Annotated in this window: 14 protein-coding genes; 9 read left to right on the top strand and 5 right to left on the bottom strand. The window is 41.8% G+C overall.

Annotated features, from left to right (window positions below; genetic code table 11):
- Positions 1–162 precede the first annotated feature (162 nt).
- The 5 genes from dapA (at position 163) to BM135_RS02115 (ending at position 6459) form a co-directional block, all read left to right on the top strand.
- Positions 163–1062: a 4-hydroxy-tetrahydrodipicolinate synthase gene (gene dapA, locus BM135_RS02090; protein WP_092517349.1), complete on the top strand. Its 900-nt coding sequence runs from the start codon at positions 163–165 to the stop codon at positions 1060–1062.
- A gap of 17 nt (positions 1063–1079) precedes the next feature.
- Positions 1080–2126: an outer membrane protein assembly factor BamC gene (gene bamC / locus BM135_RS02095; protein WP_092517351.1), complete on the top strand. Its 1047-nt coding sequence runs from the start codon at positions 1080–1082 to the stop codon at positions 2124–2126.
- 91 nt (positions 2127–2217) lie between these two features.
- Positions 2218–2931, top strand: coding sequence for a phosphoribosylaminoimidazolesuccinocarboxamide synthase (purC, locus tag BM135_RS02100; RefSeq protein ID WP_092517353.1), 714 nt, complete (start codon positions 2218–2220; stop codon positions 2929–2931).
- Between the two features lie 862 nt (positions 2932–3793).
- Complete coding sequence (locus BM135_RS02110) at positions 3794–4246, top strand: DUF441 domain-containing protein (RefSeq protein WP_092517357.1); 453 nt, start codon at positions 3794–3796, stop codon at positions 4244–4246.
- 2 nt (positions 4247–4248) lie between these two features.
- A complete protein-coding gene (locus BM135_RS02115; RefSeq protein WP_479688439.1) occupies positions 4249–6459 on the top strand; it encodes a tRNA(Met) cytidine acetyltransferase TmcA in 2211 nt (736 codons plus the stop codon).
- Here the strand turns inward: BM135_RS02115 and BM135_RS02120 are convergent.
- From BM135_RS02120 to BM135_RS02140, 5 genes are all read right to left on the bottom strand, one after another.
- Positions 6401–6598: a YpfN family protein gene (locus BM135_RS02120; protein WP_092517359.1), complete on the bottom strand. Its 198-nt coding sequence runs from the start codon at positions 6596–6598 to the stop codon at positions 6401–6403. The genes BM135_RS02115 and BM135_RS02120 overlap by 59 nt on opposite strands.
- Before the next feature lie 111 nt (positions 6599–6709).
- Positions 6710–7378, bottom strand: coding sequence for a M15 family metallopeptidase (locus BM135_RS02125; protein ID WP_092517361.1), 669 nt, complete (start codon positions 7376–7378; stop codon positions 6710–6712).
- Positions 7375–8502, bottom strand: a complete 1128-nt coding sequence (gene dapE / locus BM135_RS02130) for a succinyl-diaminopimelate desuccinylase (RefSeq protein ID WP_092517363.1) — start codon at positions 8500–8502, stop codon at positions 7375–7377. Before dapE ends, BM135_RS02125 begins: the two co-directional genes overlap by 4 nt.
- Positions 8503–8516: 14 nt before the next feature.
- Positions 8517–8927: an ArsC family reductase gene (locus BM135_RS02135; RefSeq protein WP_092517509.1), complete on the bottom strand. Its 411-nt coding sequence runs from the start codon at positions 8925–8927 to the stop codon at positions 8517–8519.
- A gap of 332 nt (positions 8928–9259) precedes the next feature.
- Complete coding sequence (locus BM135_RS02140; protein WP_092517364.1) at positions 9260–9895, bottom strand: response regulator; 636 nt, start codon at positions 9893–9895, stop codon at positions 9260–9262.
- A gap of 543 nt (positions 9896–10438) precedes the next feature.
- Between BM135_RS02140 and maeB the strand changes: the two genes are divergently transcribed.
- From maeB to BM135_RS02160, 4 genes are all read left to right on the top strand, one after another.
- Positions 10439–12718: an NADP-dependent oxaloacetate-decarboxylating malate dehydrogenase gene (gene maeB / locus BM135_RS02145; protein ID WP_092517365.1), complete on the top strand. Its 2280-nt coding sequence runs from the start codon at positions 10439–10441 to the stop codon at positions 12716–12718.
- 152 nt (positions 12719–12870) lie between these two features.
- On the top strand, positions 12871–13773 hold the full coding sequence (locus BM135_RS02150) for a ChaN family lipoprotein (protein WP_092517367.1): 903 nt from the start codon (positions 12871–12873) through the stop codon (positions 13771–13773).
- Between the two features lie 111 nt (positions 13774–13884).
- Positions 13885–14688: an energy transducer TonB family protein gene (locus BM135_RS02155; RefSeq protein WP_092517368.1), complete on the top strand. Its 804-nt coding sequence runs from the start codon at positions 13885–13887 to the stop codon at positions 14686–14688.
- 159 nt (positions 14689–14847) lie between these two features.
- Positions 14848–16905, top strand: coding sequence for a S9 family peptidase (locus BM135_RS02160; protein ID WP_245737274.1), 2058 nt, complete (start codon positions 14848–14850; stop codon positions 16903–16905).
- Positions 16906–16996 lie beyond the last annotated feature (91 nt).

The following is a 16996-nucleotide window of genomic DNA, read 5'->3' on the forward strand; positions in this document are numbered from 1 at the left end:
TAAGAGTGTACAGAGTATGATTATAATTTCTGTTTAATTGGCTACACTTGATATTAACAAAATTCATTGAAATCGCGTGTTTAAAGAGTTTTCTTCTGTATAACAAGAAAGTACCATGAACTTCTCATTTGCAGTTTAAGGTTTTACTAAGGGGAAATGGCAATGGTAAGCAATCATTCTGGTTTTACAGGCAGTATAGTTGCATTGATAACTCCGATGGACTCAGCTGGTCAGATTGATAAGGCTAGTTTGAAAAAATTAGTTAATTATCATATCGCCAGTGGTACATCTGCGATTGTGTCTGTTGGAACAACTGGCGAATGCGCAACACTTAACCATGACGAACACGTTGATGTTGTACTGACAACATTGGAAATGGCTGATGGACGCATTCCTGTGATTGCAGGAACAGGAGCGAATGCTACGGCGGAAGCTATTTCTCTGACCAACTGTTTCGAAAACACGGGTGTTGTGGGTTGCCTGTCGGTGACACCTTATTATAATAGACCATCGCAGGAAGGTTTATATTTGCACTATAAGGCAATAGCTGAGAATACTGACTTACCACAAATTCTGTATAATGTGCCACCTCGTACCGGATGTGATTTATTGCCTCCGACTGTCGCACGTTTGGCGAAACTGAAAAATATTGTTGCGCTTAAGGAAGCGACAGGGAACTTAAGTCGTGTTAGTCAGATCCAAGAATTGGTTAATGATGAAAATTTCATTCTGCTGAGTGGTGATGATGCAAGTTTTGTCGATTTCATGCAGCTTGGTGGTAAAGGTGTTATTTCTGTAACCGCAAACGCTGCGGCGGCGGAAATGGCACAGGTGTGTGAATTGGCTGAGCAAGGTGAATTTTTGAAGGCTCGTGGCCTGAACAGCCGACTGATGGAGTTGCATCATCAATTATTTGTTGAACCTAGCCCGACGCCAGTTAAATGGGCTTGCCGTCAATTGGGATTGATTGCCGATGATTCATTGCGTTTGCCAATGATCCCGCTAACGCAGGAAGGGCAAATTCCAGTTGGTAAGGCCTTGAAAATAGCTGGATTACTGTAAAATTTTAGGGAATTTTAATGGCAACATTATTGCAAAAATCGAAGGTCATAAAGATTGCTGGTCTGTCATTGGTGGTTTTTTTGGCTGCCTGCTCCAGCGATCAGCGCTATAAACGTCAAGTAAGCGGGGATCAATCCTATCTTGCTATGCCTCCACTGAAGACATTGAACATCCCTGCGGGAATGATATTACCGCTGCAAAATGGCGAGTATAATATTCCGGCAACGGATTCAACAGGAGCAGTGGGAAAAGATTTGGATATACGTCCTCCATTGCAGGTTCTGGCGTTATTGACGGGTTCCCGCGTTGAAAATAGTGCTAACAGCAGTAAGTTGTTGCTTGAGAATACCCCGGAATACAGCAAATTATGGTCACAGATAAACAATCTGCTGGCAGAAAATGGGTATAAAGTCAGCCATAAAGATGATTCTGCACAAACAGTGACGACTGATTGGATCACATGGCAACGGGCAGATGAAGATGTTCCTTATCAGGGACGTTACCGTATTTCGGTTACCCAGCAAAGTTATCAAACAGTTCTGTCTGTTTCGAATGAAGGTTTGAAACAGGGAGAAAAGGAAATTACCGCTCCGGCCGAAATTCAGCGTTACAATGTAATAATGCTTAATAAATTGGTCAGTGGCTTAAGCCTGCAACAAGAGGCTACGAGCCTGAACAGCGCTAAAAGCTCAGGTGCATTGTTCTTACAAAGTGGTAGTGATAATACCGGATTGCCACAAATCATTGTGCGTGCCCCATACAACGTAGTTTGGAACAGATTGCCATATGTGTTGGAAAGCATCGGTATGCAGGTCACGGATCGTACACGTTCCAAGGGAGAGATAGAAGTGACTTATAAAGGACGTAGTTCTTCTGACTGGAAAGCGTTGGGAGTAGAAGCGCCTTCTATCAGCGAAGGAAGCTATAAATTGCAGGTGGGTGATTTGGATAACCGAAGCAGCCTACAGTTTATTAGTGAGAAAGGTAAGCCGCTGACTCAATCTGAAAATGATCAAATTCTGGCTGTGCTGGAAGCCGCATTTAGCCAATCCAAAGATAAGTAATATATTAAAGGGGCTAAGGCCCCTTTATATTTTGGAAGAGTTTTTTATTTAATTATTTACGTTTAAAGATGTCATATTTCTGGAGTATAAAATGCAGAAGAAAGCTGAGTTGTATCGTGGAAAGGCAAAAACAGTGTATGCCACTGACAATCCTGACTTGCTTGTACTAGAATTCCGTAATGATACATCAGCATTGGATGGTGAACGCATTGAACAGTTCGATCGCAAGGGAATGGTGAATAATAAATTCAATCATTTCATTATGAGCAAACTGGAAGAAGCGGGCATTCCGACGCAAATGGAACAACTGTTGTCAGATAATGAGTCCTTGGTGAAAAAACTTGATATGGTTCCTGTTGAGTGTGTTATTCGTAACCGTGCCGCCGGTTCCCTTGTTAAGCGTCTGGGGGTGGAAGAAGGGATGGTGCTTAATCCGCCACTGTTTGATCTGTTTCTGAAAGACGATGCCAAACACGATCCTATGGTCAATGAATCCTACTGTGAGACATTTGGTTGGGTGAGCCAAGAGCATTTATCTGAAATGAAACGCCTGAGCTACAAAGCCAATGAAGTATTGACCAAATTGTTTGATGATGCGGGTTTGATTTTGGTGGATTTTAAGTTGGAATTTGGTTTATTCAAGGGCAAAGTCATATTGGGAGATGAATTTTCACCGGATGGTAGCCGCTTATGGGATCAACAGACGATGGATAAAATGGATAAAGATCGTTTTCGCCAAAGTCTCGGTGGTTTGATTGAAGCGTATGAGGAAGTTGCACGCCGTATTGGCGTTATTTTAGACTAGTGACGCAAACGATTACTTAACAAATATTATTTAAAATAAAAGGATGCCCGGCAATAAAAAGGGCATCCGATTTTCTTATTTTGCGCGCTCAACTAACGTTAGAGCAGGGATTTGGTTATTTGTTTCCAGCCTTTCTGTTGCATACAGTTGTAATAAGATTCTCCTCTAGAATCCTTGTTAACATCTATCACATAACTTTCTGTTACGGGAACACTCTGATTGTAATAACCGTTTTTTCCGCATTGAACTCCATTCACACAAGGTTGCTGTACTGTTTTCAGTGCTGATCTTTGGGCTACTTCATTTTTTACAGGAAATAGTTGTGATGCCGATTGCGTGCATACAGCATTTGCTTCACTGAAAGGGGCAGGATTACTTGTTGCAGGTACCCATTGAGTGGTGCAACCAGCCAAGGAGAGACAGATTATGATGGAGGACGTTAATTTTTTCATATCGCTTATAAGAACGCATCTTGATTGCAAGCTACTTCTGACAATCTTTCCGCAATTCACCCTAGTAAAAGTGTTGGTGTTTATCAGTAAAGCGCGATAAGGCTGGCTTATTACTGACACAGTGGCTAAATTGCCATGTTGTGATACTTTTTCTTATCAAGAAACAAGGTGCGTCTTGATTTGTATGAATAATTATTTATCAATGTTATTACTTAAAGCAAGAGAGTTAACAAACTGCAAGCTGCCACACTATTCATTCAATATTTATAATCATTCACTCACTGAATAAAATATTTTTCATTAAATACAAAAATTTTAAGTTATTATCCTGTCCGTGTCATAATTTGTGTTGTCTGATTCAAAAATAATCAAACATTGTTTTTATAGAGTCTTATAGGAAATAAAAACTAATGAGTCATATTGATCCTACTTTACTTATTTTGCTTGTGCTTGCAGGGCTTGGCATCATCAGCCATAACATGACAGTGACACTGGCCATGTTATTTTTGTTGGTAGTTCGTATCACACCATTGAATCAGTTTTTCCCTTGGGTGGAAAAGTATGGCTTGACGATGGGTATTCTGATTCTGACTATCGGAGTCATGGCACCCATCGCAAGTGGAAAAATTTCCACACAGGAAATTTTTAGTTCTTTCTTACACTGGAAATCTCTGTTGGCCATTGCTGTGGGTGTTCTTGTGTCATGGTTGGGTAGCCGTGGTGTTGTTTTAATGTCTAGTCAGCCTTCTACAGTAGCGGGGTTATTGGTCGGCACGGTGTTGGGTGTGGCTCTATTCAGGGGTGTTCCCGTAGGTCCGCTGATTGCTGCTGGTCTTTTATCGATCATGATTGGTAAGTCGTAACTGTGCATAGCTCATGGGTAACGTTGCAGGCACAGATGCAACAACAGGGACAGCGCCGTTTGATTGTTTTAAGTGGTGATCCCCAATGGAGTGCACTGATCGTCAATCAGCTCACAAAGCAGTTCCAAGGGGATTGGCTGACAGTTTCAGCCCATACATCTGGTGCTATTGATTTAATAAAAGCTATTGATCCAACAAAAGCTGTTAGTTTGCTTGGACGTGAATTTCTACACGGTGTCTTTGATGCAACCCAAGGGTTTAATGCTGAAGCATTGGCAATACTGGCTGGCACACTAAAAGCGGGAAGCTGGTTAGTGATGCGTGCACCCGCTTGGTCACAATGGTCAGAACAGCCTGATGAAGATAGTTTGCGTTGGAATGAATTGGCAGGCATCACTCCAACGCCTAATTTTATTCGGCATATTCAACAGCAAATCCTCGCATTTCCTGAAGTATTATTATGGCGTCAGGAAATGCCTTTTCAGATGTCGGCGTTGCCTCAAACTGGAATGTGGCAGATGCCTGATGGGAACCCAACAGCCAGCCAACAATCTCTTCTTGACGAATTGTTACAGGTTACACGAGGCGTTTGGGTGATAACTGCGCCACGCGGGCGGGGAAAATCGGCTCTGGCAGGCATGTTGGTGCGATATTGGCAAGGTAAATGCTTGCTATGTGCACCTGCAAAAATAACGACGGAAGTTATTCGACGCTATTCCGGTATCTCAGAGGATGCCGAGCAGAAATCTTTGGAACAAGAAACACCTTTTTGGGCGGTAGACAATTTATTGAAATATTGCCGAGCGAAAAATGGTGGGCAAGAAAATCAAAGTGATGCTGATTGGTTATTGATTGATGAAGCTGCGGCGATCCCAACGCCACAATTGGCAGAATTGATCCGCCATTTTCCACGAGTATTGTTGACATCAACGGTTCAAGGTTATGAAGGAACAGGGCGTGGTTTTTTGTTGAAGCTTTGTGCCGCATTACCTGATTGTCATATTCGTGAACTAAAAACGCCCATGCGTTGGGCTGAGAATGATCCATTGGAAGCGTGGCTGGACAGTGCTTTGTTATTCAATGACAAACAATTATTCAATGATAAACAGCAGGTTTATGACGCACGATTAAGTGAAGAGCGATCAGGCAAAGAACCTTTGAGTGAAAAAAGCCTGAGCGAAGAAAAGTTGCATTTTCATCCGATTCATCAGTCCGAATGGCAACAACATTCCACATTACTGCATCAATTTTATGGATTATTAACCAGTGCGCATTATCGTACATCTCCTCTTGATTTGCGTCGATTAATGGATGGTAACGGGATGACATTTCAGGTTGCCATCTCCCGTACTTCAGAGCATAAGCAACAATTGACAGGCGCTTTATGGATGGTGAGCGAAGGTGGTTTGTCACAGACATTGGCACATGAGATATGGGCAGGGCGTCGGCGGCCAAGAGGAAATTTGGTGGCTCAATCCTTGGCAGCACATAGCGGTTTTCCGCAGGCTGCAATCTTGCGATCGCAGCGAGTCAGTCGTATTGCTGTACAAGCTCAATATCGCCGTCGTGGTATCGCGCAACATTTGATAATCCAACAATATCGGGAAGCCAGTAAACAAAAGCTGGATTTTATTTCTGTCAGTTTTGGCTATACCGCTGCCCTTTGGGCACTGTGGCAAAAATGTGGTTTTCGATTGGTAAGAATGGGCACCCATCGAGAAGCGAGCAGTGGTTGTTATACTGCGATGGCTGTCTTGCCGTTGAGTGAGCAGGGGGAACGATTTACCCAATCCGCACAGCAGCGATTATCCCGAGATGCCAGTGGATTGGAATCGTTACTGGGCTTTGCCTTGCCAGTTGAGCATGACAGTGACGAGAATCTTAATGCCAGTGATTGGCAGGAATTGGCTGGATTTGCATTTGCCCATCGCCCTTTGTCAGCGTCTTATTTTGCATTACAGAGACTACTGTTGATGAGTAATTTGGCTCTGCCTGCGTTGAGAAAACATCTTCAACAGCAACTAAGTATCGAACAATGTGTTAGTGATTTATCTTTGAGCGGGCGTAAGGCATTGCTGAAACACTGGCGAGAAGAGGTGGCTGATGCATTGGCAAACATAGATGAAATGCTTGCCAATCGCTGGCGAAACTGGGTTATTTCTTGCGATTCTTCTGCGACCAATCATCCTCATCATCATCCCATTGATCGTTAAGATCTCGATGCGGGGGCAATTCACGTTTGTTATCCAAGAAAGATTTTGGATCGACGCTATTTAACGCTTTTATCGCATTAATGATAATGCCGATGAGCACTAACAGAACAATCCACCAATAATCTATCAACCAATGCATAGTATTTTCCTCAATATGATATTTTCCTTGGAATGTTAAGAGCCTCTTTCATGAAGCCTAAGAACCTAATGTGTCATTTCTGATGATTAGCTATTTTTAAGTTAACTGTTTTTAGTCTACTGTCCTGATGTACTTTTTAAATATATAAGAGAGATTGGATTTTAACCAATCTATACCGGCAATATCGCGATTCTCCCAAGCACTCAGCAGAGTTTGTTCATCGAATAAATTTTCGGCTTCATGGGATAATGGCCAATAACTGATATGCCATGGTTCATAAGCGACACCTGCGTCATGACGGGTAAAGGGACGGTAGAAATCATAGCGAGACATGTTTTCTGTCAGCCAATGGGTTAATGGCTCAAAGTACCCTCCATTTTCATACTCCCACGGCTCTAGCTGTAATTTTTTACCTTCTGGCAGCAGAAAGAGGTCATAAATATCCAGCTCAGTACCCCAATGATGGCGACTCGCTCCTGGCAGGGCTGACCAACGGAGAATGGCTTCACAAAGTTCACCTTCACTCATTTTCGAGATATCAAGAGGTTGGCTATTGTCATCTAATACTGGGCGCTGACCACGGAATTTCTCATTCCAGATAGTTTGCTGACGCGTGAAATCGCGGAATGAACTGGCAGGTTGTAGTTTAAAACCTGCTTTAGTTGCTTCTTTCTGCATGGCAAGAAACGCTTTAGTAGCATTAAACTGCAAACGGTGATTGCCAGTAAGCGTGATTAAATGATCCGTGGACAGACCGGTCAAGATTTCAGGTGTCATCATTTGATTAATTGCTCCATGATACGTTGATAAATCAGGCTCAATTCTTGTAAATCAGATATTTTGACACATTCATTTGTTTTATGGATTGTTGCATTGATTGGCCCTAACTCCACGACTTGTGCGCCCATCTTGGCAATAAAGCGTCCATCTGATGTACCGCCATTGGTTGATAGCTCTGGCTTATATCCACAATAGTGCTCAATGGATTCAACCACAGCATTCACAAGAGCACCCTTGCAAGTCAGGAACGGTTGACCTGATAGCCACCAATCAAGATCGTATTTGAGATGGTGCTTTTTCAGCATATCTTCAATCTGCTGGCGAATCTCGGCATCTGTCAGTTCAGTGCTGAAGCGGAAATTAAATTGAACCCACAATTTACCCGGGATAATGTTATTACTGTCGGTTCCCGCCTGAATATTGGCGATTTGCATACTGGTAGCAGGGAAAAATTCGTTGCCATTATCCCATTTAGTATTGACGAGTTCTTGCAGAAAAGGCACTGCACGATGAATAGGGTTATCAGCTAACTGTGGATAGGCGACATGTCCTTGAATGCCAAAAATAGTCAGGTTGGCAGTCAGAGAACCCCGACGACCATTTTTTATCATATCCCCAAGGCATTGCTGACTGGATGGCTCTCCCACCAGACAATAATCCAAGCGTTCATGGCGAGACATTAACTCTTCAACCACCTTAACAGTACCATTGGCTGCTTTGGCTTCTTCATCGGAGGTGATCAGAAAAGCCAGACGGCCTTTATGCTCAGGATTCTCTGCGACAAAACGTTCGGCAGCAACAACCATTGCAGCCAGAGAGCTTTTCATATCTGCCGCGCCACGACCATACAACATTCCATCACGAATAGACGCTTCAAAAGGGGGAGTTTGCCATTGTGAGATATCTCCGGCAGGGACGACATCAGTATGTCCAGCAAGAGCAAAAGTTACTCCAGTTCCACGATAAGCCCAGAAATTCAGGGTATCGCCGAAAGGCATTCGTTCTATTGTGAAGCCAATATCTTGCAGGCGCTGGATAAGAAGTTCCTGACAGCCTTGATCATCTGGGCTGACTGAAGGACGATTGATTAACTGTTGAGCAAGGTCGATTACTGGACAAGTCATGATGGAATCCTTATCTAGCCGTGGGAGAAAAATTGTTCATATTGTTCTGCCTTGAAGCCTAGCAAATACTTCTCTGCTTTTGTCCCCTTGTTTTTTGAATCTTCTGTACTCGAGATCAACAGAGGGCGTTTTATGATTGAGGGTTGCTCCAGCATTAGTGCCTTGGCAGCTTCTGCATTGTTAATGGCTGCTTTTTGCTCGTCAGATAATTTGCGCCACGTTGTACCACGGGTATTCAAGAGAGGTTCCCAGCCAGCCTGGTCAATAAATGATTGAAGCAGCTCAGAGGATAGGCCATCAATCCGATAATCATGAAATTGATAAGGGATTTCTTGATCTTCTAACCAACGACGCGCTTTTTTTATGGTATCGCAGTTTTTGATACCGTAGAGAATGGATACTTTGTGAGAAGTGGCATCTGACATGATGAAAGCCTTGGTTTTATCTTGTTTAACATATCCGACATAATGCGGGAAATTTAGCATTTTATCCAGACAACACATTCTTGCGCATAACTTTCTATCCACCTCTCTGTCCACTTCTTTCCTATCATTTATGTTATGGATGTTTAAACCATCAGCAAAGGTAGATTAACTTTAAATCAAGTAATAAATTATATATATAATGCCATTATGTATTATATTGGGGGTCAATTAAAAACAAATTAATTTATTATTCTTGATAACTCACAATTTCCCACCGATGAAGATTAGGGAAATTGTGTTTCATATTGGGGACGTTAAGAGAAAAGCTAACGTTAAATGAAATCTGTTTTTCTATGTTTTAGAAAGATGATAGTGGCTTCGAGACGGGAGCGGGATTTGAGTTTTTTCAATAAGTTACGGGTGTGAACTTTCACAGTTTCTTCTGAAATAAAAAGGAAATCAGCAATTTCTTTATTTGTCATTCCTTCTGCGATTTCTTTTAAGACATCTAATTCACGTTTGGTTAGTTTTGTTAACGGATCAACATAAAGATGACGTGTAGATAAGTATTGATGGACTTTTTCACTGAAAACTGCGTGACCATCTGTGGCTTTTTTTATGTTGTTCAATAGTGGAGTAAGCTCGATATCTTTTAATAAATAACCATTTGCACCAGCATCAACCGCATCGTAAATGTCACCTCGGTAATCTGAATCGGAGAGTACCAGGATATAGGAGTCAAGCCCTTTTCGGCGGAGGGACTTAATCGTATCAACACCTGAAAGGCCGTTAATTTTCAAATCCATCAAAATAATGTCAGGTTTTATTTGGCAAGCGATATTAATCGCATCTTCACCATTGCCGGTTTCAGCAGTCACAATAAGTTCTCGTTCTAGTTCAATTAACTCTTTTAAGCCGTGACGAATGATTGGATGATCATCGACTATCATGACTGAATGATTATGCATGTTCTTTCTCCCATATAGAAATGCAGATTCTATGTTTGATAAAACATAAAAGATAGGATTCTGCTTTATGTTAAATTGCTGTGTGATTTTTATGGAGTATATTGAATCATCATTAATGAGATTCTGAAAATATATCCTGATATAAAAATAGAAATATCGCAAACAGGTTTAACCATTAGGGTGAAATAAATTCACTTTCATAAAAAAATGTGTTTCCTTAGTTGCTGATAATTTTCCAAATAAATTTAAGTGAATATTTTATAGATTAAGTTTTGTTTTTGTAAACTTATTTTAAATATTAATTCTTAAATGCAAATTTAATTAATTTATCAGGTTATTTATTGGAGATAAAATACCTCTCTATAGGTATCATTGGGATAATGTCTATATAATATTGATCAACATGAAGTCATTCTTTGTTTGTTTTTTGTGCCTTGATTTTGAAGGTGATGAACAAAATGCTGTTGGCATCATGATTTAACCTTCCGTAACTATTATACTGAGCAAATCTTCACTAAGACATGACGCGTAAAGGATCCGATAATGGATGAAAAATTAAAACAAAGTGCTCTTGATTTTCATGAGTTTCCACAACCTGGAAAAATCACAGTTACACCAACCAAGCCATTGACAACGCAGCGTGATTTGGCATTGGCGTACTCACCGGGTGTTGCTGCACCTTGTCTTGAAATAGCAAAAGATCCTTTGGCGGCTTATAAATATACTGCACGTGGCAATCTTGTTGCAGTTATTTCCAACGGTAGTGCTGTTTTAGGGTTGGGAAATATTGGAGCATTAGCCGGTAAACCTGTAATGGAAGGTAAGGGAGTTTTGTTTAAAAAATTCTCTGGCATTGATGTTTTTGATATTGAAGTAGATGAATCCAATCCTGATAAATTGATTGATATCATCGCGGCTATGGAACCGACTTTCGGTGGTATCAACCTCGAAGATATCAAGGCACCAGAGTGTTTCTACATTGAGCAAAAACTTCGTGAGCGCATGAAAATTCCTGTATTCCACGATGACCAACATGGTACGGCAATTATCTGTACCGCAGCAGTATTGAATGGATTGCGGGTTGTTGACAAAGATATTGGTAAAGTACGCATGGTTGTATCAGGGGCTGGGGCTGCCTCGATTGCCTGTATGAACCTGCTGGTAGCACTGGGTCTAAAACGTGAAAATATTGTCGTCTGTGACTCAAAAGGGATTATTTATCGTGGTCGCGAAGAGAATATGGAGAAGACCAAGGCGGATTATGCCATTGAGGATAATGGCAGCCGTACCCTGGCAGATGTGATCCCTGATGCTGACATTTTCCTTGGCTGTTCTGGGCCGGGAGTACTGACACAAGACATGGTGAAAACCATGGCAAAAAGTCCTCTGATTATGGCATTGGCCAACCCAGAGCCGGAAATATTGCCACCACTGGCAAAAGCAGTACGCCCTGATGCAATTATTTGTACTGGTCGTTCTGATTTCCCTAATCAGGTGAATAATGTTCTCTGCTTCCCATTCATCTTCCGTGGTGCATTGGATGTCGGGGCAACAACCATCAATGAAGAAATGAAACTTGCCTGTGTGCGTGCCATTGCTGATCTTGCACTGGCTGAACAAAGTCAGGAAGTTGCTTCTGCCTATGGTGATCAAGACCTGTTCTTTGGCCCGGATTATATTATTCCGAAACCGTTTGATCCTCGCTTGATTGTAAAAATTGCACCAGCTGTAGCGAAAGCTGCAATGGAATCAGGTGTAGCAACTCGGCCTATTACCGATTTCGGGGCATATATTGAGAAACTCAGTGAGTTTGTCTATAAGACCAATCTATTTATGAAACCAATCTTCTCCCAAGCTAAGAAAGAGAAGAAACGTATTGTATTGGCAGAAGGGGAAGATATTCGTGTTCTGCATGCTACGCAAGAACTTGTCTCCCTGGGACTAGCATTCCCTATCCTGATTGGTCGTCCTAGCGTTATTGAAATGCGGATTAAAAAGCAGGGGCTGCATATTGAAGTCGGTAAAGATTTCGAAGTCGTGAACAACGAGAATGACCCGCGTTTCAAAGAATATTGGCAAGAATATTATCAAATGATGAAGCGCCGTGGCGTTTCTCAGGAGCAGGCCCGTCGCGCATTGATTGGTGATCCTACGTTGATAGGTGCAATTATGGTACAGCGTGGTGAAGCGGATGGCCTGATTTGTGGCACGGTTGGCAGCTATAACGAACATTACCAAGTTGTGAAAGATGTCTTTGGTTTCCGTCAAGGTGTACATACCGCAGGTGCTATGAATGCCTTGATGTTGCCAACGGGGAATACTTTTATTGCCGATACTTATGTCAATGAAGATCCAAGCCCAGAAGAGTTGGCAGAAATCACGCTGATGGCGGCTGAAACTGTTCGCCGTTTCGGGATTGAACCTAAAGTCGCTCTATTGTCACGCTCAAGTTTTGGTTCTGTCGATTGTGAATCTGCACGAAAAATGCGTAAGACACTGGAATTGGTTCAGCAAATGGCACCATCACTTGAGATTGACGGTGAAATGCACGGTGATGCCGCCCTGATGGAAAGCATCCGCCGTGATATCATGCCGGACAGCCCACTGAAAGGTTCTGCGAATTTGTTGATCATGCCAAATATGGAAGCCGCTCGTATAAGTTATAACTTGTTGCGTGTGACCAGTTCAGATGGCGTAACTGTTGGCCCAGTCCTGATGGGAGTTGCAAAGCCTGTTCATATTCTGACGCCGATCGCTTCTGTACGCCGTATCGTGAATATGGTGGCATTGGCGGCTGTTGAAGCGCAAACCGACCCTCTCTAAACACCTCTGCCCATTGTCCCGATTTCGCTGTGAGATCGGAATAAAATTGTGAGCTACCCTGTTAAGTCTATGCTTAACGGGGTATTTTTATTTGTAAATAATTCTCATTATCTATACTATGCGGGCAATTTTTCTTTTGATAATGAATAAGAATGAAAACATTTCCCTGCATAAAATCGACTTTTTTAGCCTGTTCTCTGTTACTTGGTGGCTGTGCCGTAGCACCAAATGATGCTCAGAATACCTCTCAAGTAGCACTTCAAGTCCTTCCCGGCGAATTAATGCAATCCGGTGCAGTACTTGATATGAAAACAGGGAAGGCGATAACCTCTGATGAACTGCTGGAACAATTGGCAACCTATCCTCGCATTGTTGTTGGTGAAAAACATGACAATCCTTACCATCACCAAATCGAGTTATGGTTAGTTCAACAACTAGGGCAGAAACGTCCTCATGGTGCCGTATTACTAGAAATGATTAACCCAAGCCAGCAAGAAAAAGTGAATAAAGTGAAAAGCTGGTTACAGGGTAATCCGATTGTCAGGAGTGAACGAGTCGAGAACTTATTGGCGTGGAATCAGGGGTGGCCATGGAAATGGTATGGTGATTTGGTTATAGAACTGATGAAAGCACCTTACCCATTGTTAGCGGCAAACTTGGATCGCCGTGAAATCGATCAAGCGTACAAGAATCACAGGGCTGGAGATAGAACTTCACTGGTTTCTGATGATGTTAAAAAACGCATTGATGCAACCATCAAAAATTCTCATGGTGGAAATATAGATGAACTACATCTTTCTGCTATGAGCAAAATTCAGCAGATGCGTGATCAGCGAATGGCTGAACAATTGATTAAAGCACCATCACCTGCTTTGCTATTTGCAGGGGGGTATCACGCGGTAAAAGCAATGGGTGTTCCTCAGCATGTGAAAAAATTAATGCCAAATGAAAAAGTGGTCGTATTTGTTATTGCGGAAGAAGAGGTTTCATTAAATAACGAATATGCCGATTTCGTCTGGTTTACACCAAAAGTAAGTGAAAATGTAACCAAATAACGGTAATCATCACAAGGATGTGAATATTTAATAAATAAAAATAGTTTTCATTTATATATTGAATTGATTATCATTCATATCAATTTATTATTGACATAATGTGCTATAGAGATGTTGACGTACACCACGTATCAAAATGCTCACACTAGTCATGTGACAAAATCCTTTCTCGTTGCGATCACTCTTCATGTTTTGTTCGTAGGATGGTTGATCTACAAACCCAAGGATGTGGATATCGAGGAACTTCTTCCTCCGCCAGCGGTAATGGTGGAACTGTCAACGCAGACAGAAGCAATACATACAATCCCAAAACAGCCAATTGGCATTGAGCAACAGCTATCCGTCGCCAGTAAGCAGCAGGAAAGCAAAGTTGACGAAATTAACATGCCAAAATTGGATATAAATGAAAATGCTCTGCTTTTGGTAGATAAGCAGAAGAAAAAGCAGAAAGAACAAGATGCTCCGAAGAAAACACAGCCTGTTAAGCGAGTGAAAGCAGAAGAACAAGAAAGTGAAAAATCCCGCAGTAGTTCCGCACCAACTACAAGTAGTGCGACAGCTAATAACGTGACGGTTCGTACCGCTGCATCCTATGAAAGTAACTCTGATGCTGTTGCTGATGCCAAAGCGGTTTGGCAAGCAGAGGTTACCGGGCACTTAAATCGTTATAAAAAATATCCAGAAGATGCTCAGAGAAGAAAACGGACAGGGCGTCCGATAGTGAAATTTACGGTTAACCAATTGGGAGCTGTGCTTGACAGTGAATTAACTCGACGTTCAGGAACTAACTCACTAGACAGGGAAGCAAGGATGGTGCTGGAAAGGTCACAGCCTTTACCTAAGCCGCCCGACGTCATTTTAACTAATGGCAGGATCACGGTTGAACTGCCGATAGATTTTTATTTATCTCAATAAAAATACAGGACTGATGGCATGTCACAGAATAAAAAAAAGATAGCGTGCGGTAAGGTTATGCGCAGTAATAGAATAATGCTTGGCTTTTTGCTCGGTGGTGGTTTGCTCGGTTATAGTTTATTCGGTCACAGTCTTGCTACTACCGCAATGGAGGAAAATATGGTGCCACCTATAGCCACAAAACAGCCGCATACAATGGAAACCCACGGAGATGTCCGTGTTGATAACTATTATTGGCTGCGCGATGACAACCGTCAGGATAAAAACGTTATTGATTATTTAACGGCTGAGAATCAATATACCGAGCAGATGCTGAAATCGGGTCAGGAATTGCGTGAAACCCTTTATAAAGAAATGGCTGATAGAATGAGTAAAGAAGATCAGTCAGTTCCTTATACCTATAATGGGTATATTTATCGTACCGTTTACGAGGCAGGAAAAGATTTCCCGATCTATCAGCGCAAGCCAGCCGATAATTCAACCGATTGGCAGGTCATGGTTGACGGTAACGAGCGGGCAAAGGGCCATAAGTTTTATCAACTGGGTGGATTTGCGGTTACCTTGGATAACAAGCGCTTCGCTGTAGCGGAAGATACTCAAGGGCGTCGTAACTACAAAATCTCATTTAAAAATTTCGATGATTCTAACTGGCAAAATAATGTAATAGAAAACACTTCTGGCAATATTTTGTGGGCAAATGATGGCGAGACATTGTTTTATGTGCGCAGAGATCCACAAACTTTGCTGCCTTATCAGCTATTCCGCCATCAATATGGAACTGATAGCAAGCAGGATCAAAAGATCTATCAAGAAAAAGATGAGCGTTTCTATCTGTCGATTTCGGAAAGTACCTCACTTAATTACATTTTGATTTCGAGTTCTAGTTATTCGAGTTCAGAATATCGACTGATTGATGCCAACAACCCAAAATCAGAACCGCAGGTTTTTTCTGCTCGTGAAGGGGGGCGTGAATATGATTTAGACCACTTCCGTGGGCAATTCTACATTCGTTCTAATCATGAAAGCCCATTGTTTGGTCTGTATCGAGCAGATGCCATTAATAAATCGTGGGAAACCGTGATTGCTCCACAGGAAAATACGGATCTGGAAAATTTTGAGTTGTTCGACAATTGGCTGGTTGTGCAGGAACGTACAAAAGGATTGTCATCAATTCGCCAGATTGATTGGAAAACCAAGCAGGAAAAGCGTGTTCAATTCGATGATCCGGCCTATATGGCATCATTGAGCTATAACCCTGAACCAAATACCCATTTCTTGCGCTATAGCTATTCATCCATGACAACACCAAGTTCAGTATTCCAATGGAATATGCAAACGGGTGAGCGTGAATTGTTGAAGCAACAAGAAGTTAAAGGGTTCAACAAAGAAAACTATGAAAGCCAGCGTATTTGGGTAAAAGCCCGTGATGGCGTAGAAGTCCCTGTTTCTCTGGTATACCGTAAGTCCTTGTTTAAACAAGGGGAAAATCCGATCCTGATTTATGGCTATGGTTCTTATGGCATCAGCATGGACCCTTATTTTAGTTCAGCCCTGCTGAGCTTGTTGGATCGCGGTTTTGTATATGCATTGGTGCATGTGCGTGGTGGGGGCGATTTAGGCAAGAACTGGTATCTGCAAGGTAAAATCGAAAACAAGATGAACAGTTTTCACGATTTTATTGATGCAACCAAGACCCTGATTGCTGATGGTTATGGTGATAGTAAACGCGTTTATGCTGAAGGTGGCAGTGCTGGCGGTTTATTAATGGGAACGGTTATTAACCAGGCTCCAGAATTATACTGCGGCGTAATTGCAAAAGTACCTTTTGTGGATGCTTTGACAACCATGCTCGATGCATCCATTCCATTGACAACGGGTGAATATGAAGAATGGGGGAATCCAAATAACAAAGAAGATTACTTCCGTATTAAATCTTACAGCCCTTATGACAATATTAAACATCAACGTTATCCTCATTTGTTGGTTACAACAGGTTTGCATGACTCTCAAGTGCAATATTGGGAGCCGGCAAAATGGGTAGCAAAATTAAGAGAAATGAAACAAGGCGATAGTCTATTATTATTAGAGACTAATATGGATACTGGGCATGGTGGAAAATCAGGTCGTTTTAATCGTCTGAATGACATTGCTTTTGATTATAGTTTCTTATTAATGTTAGATGACGCTAAAACATATTTTCCAGAATTAAAAGACTAATAAAAAATATATAGTTATTACCTATAGCACTGATAATTTTTTTATCGGTGTTATAGGTATTTTATACGCAAATTTGCGAAGCAATGTGAGC

It is taken from the genome of Xenorhabdus japonica, assembly GCF_900115195.1.
Lineage (GTDB): Bacteria > Pseudomonadota > Gammaproteobacteria > Enterobacterales > Enterobacteriaceae > Xenorhabdus > Xenorhabdus japonica.

Bases quoted from the DNA above. Each gene is read 5' to 3' on its own strand.
- bamC (WP_092517351.1), top strand. From the start codon at position 1,080: ATGGCAACATTATTGCAAAAATCGAAGGTCATAAAGATTGCTGGTCTG.
- BM135_RS02120 (WP_092517359.1), bottom strand. From the start codon at position 6,598: ATGCATTGGTTGATAGATTATTGGTGGATTGTTCTGTTAGTGCTCATC.
- BM135_RS02150 (WP_092517367.1), top strand. From the start codon at position 12,871: ATGAAAACATTTCCCTGCATAAAATCGACTTTTTTAGCCTGTTCTCTG.
- purC (WP_092517353.1), top strand. From the start codon at position 2,218: ATGCAGAAGAAAGCTGAGTTGTATCGTGGAAAGGCAAAAACAGTGTAT.
- BM135_RS02160 (WP_245737274.1), top strand. From the start codon at position 14,848: ATGGTGCCACCTATAGCCACAAAACAGCCGCATACAATGGAAACCCAC.
- BM135_RS02110 (WP_092517357.1), top strand. From the start codon at position 3,794: ATGAGTCATATTGATCCTACTTTACTTATTTTGCTTGTGCTTGCAGGG.
- BM135_RS02135 (WP_092517509.1), bottom strand. From the start codon at position 8,927: ATGTCAGATGCCACTTCTCACAAAGTATCCATTCTCTACGGTATCAAA.
- dapA (WP_092517349.1), top strand. From the start codon at position 163: ATGGTAAGCAATCATTCTGGTTTTACAGGCAGTATAGTTGCATTGATA.
- BM135_RS02125 (WP_092517361.1), bottom strand. From the start codon at position 7,378: ATGATGACACCTGAAATCTTGACCGGTCTGTCCACGGATCATTTAATC.
- maeB (WP_092517365.1), top strand. From the start codon at position 10,439: ATGGATGAAAAATTAAAACAAAGTGCTCTTGATTTTCATGAGTTTCCA.
- dapE (WP_092517363.1), bottom strand. From the start codon at position 8,502: ATGACTTGTCCAGTAATCGACCTTGCTCAACAGTTAATCAATCGTCCT.
- BM135_RS02155 (WP_092517368.1), top strand. From the start codon at position 13,885: ATGTTGACGTACACCACGTATCAAAATGCTCACACTAGTCATGTGACA.
- BM135_RS02140 (WP_092517364.1), bottom strand. From the start codon at position 9,895: ATGCATAATCATTCAGTCATGATAGTCGATGATCATCCAATCATTCGT.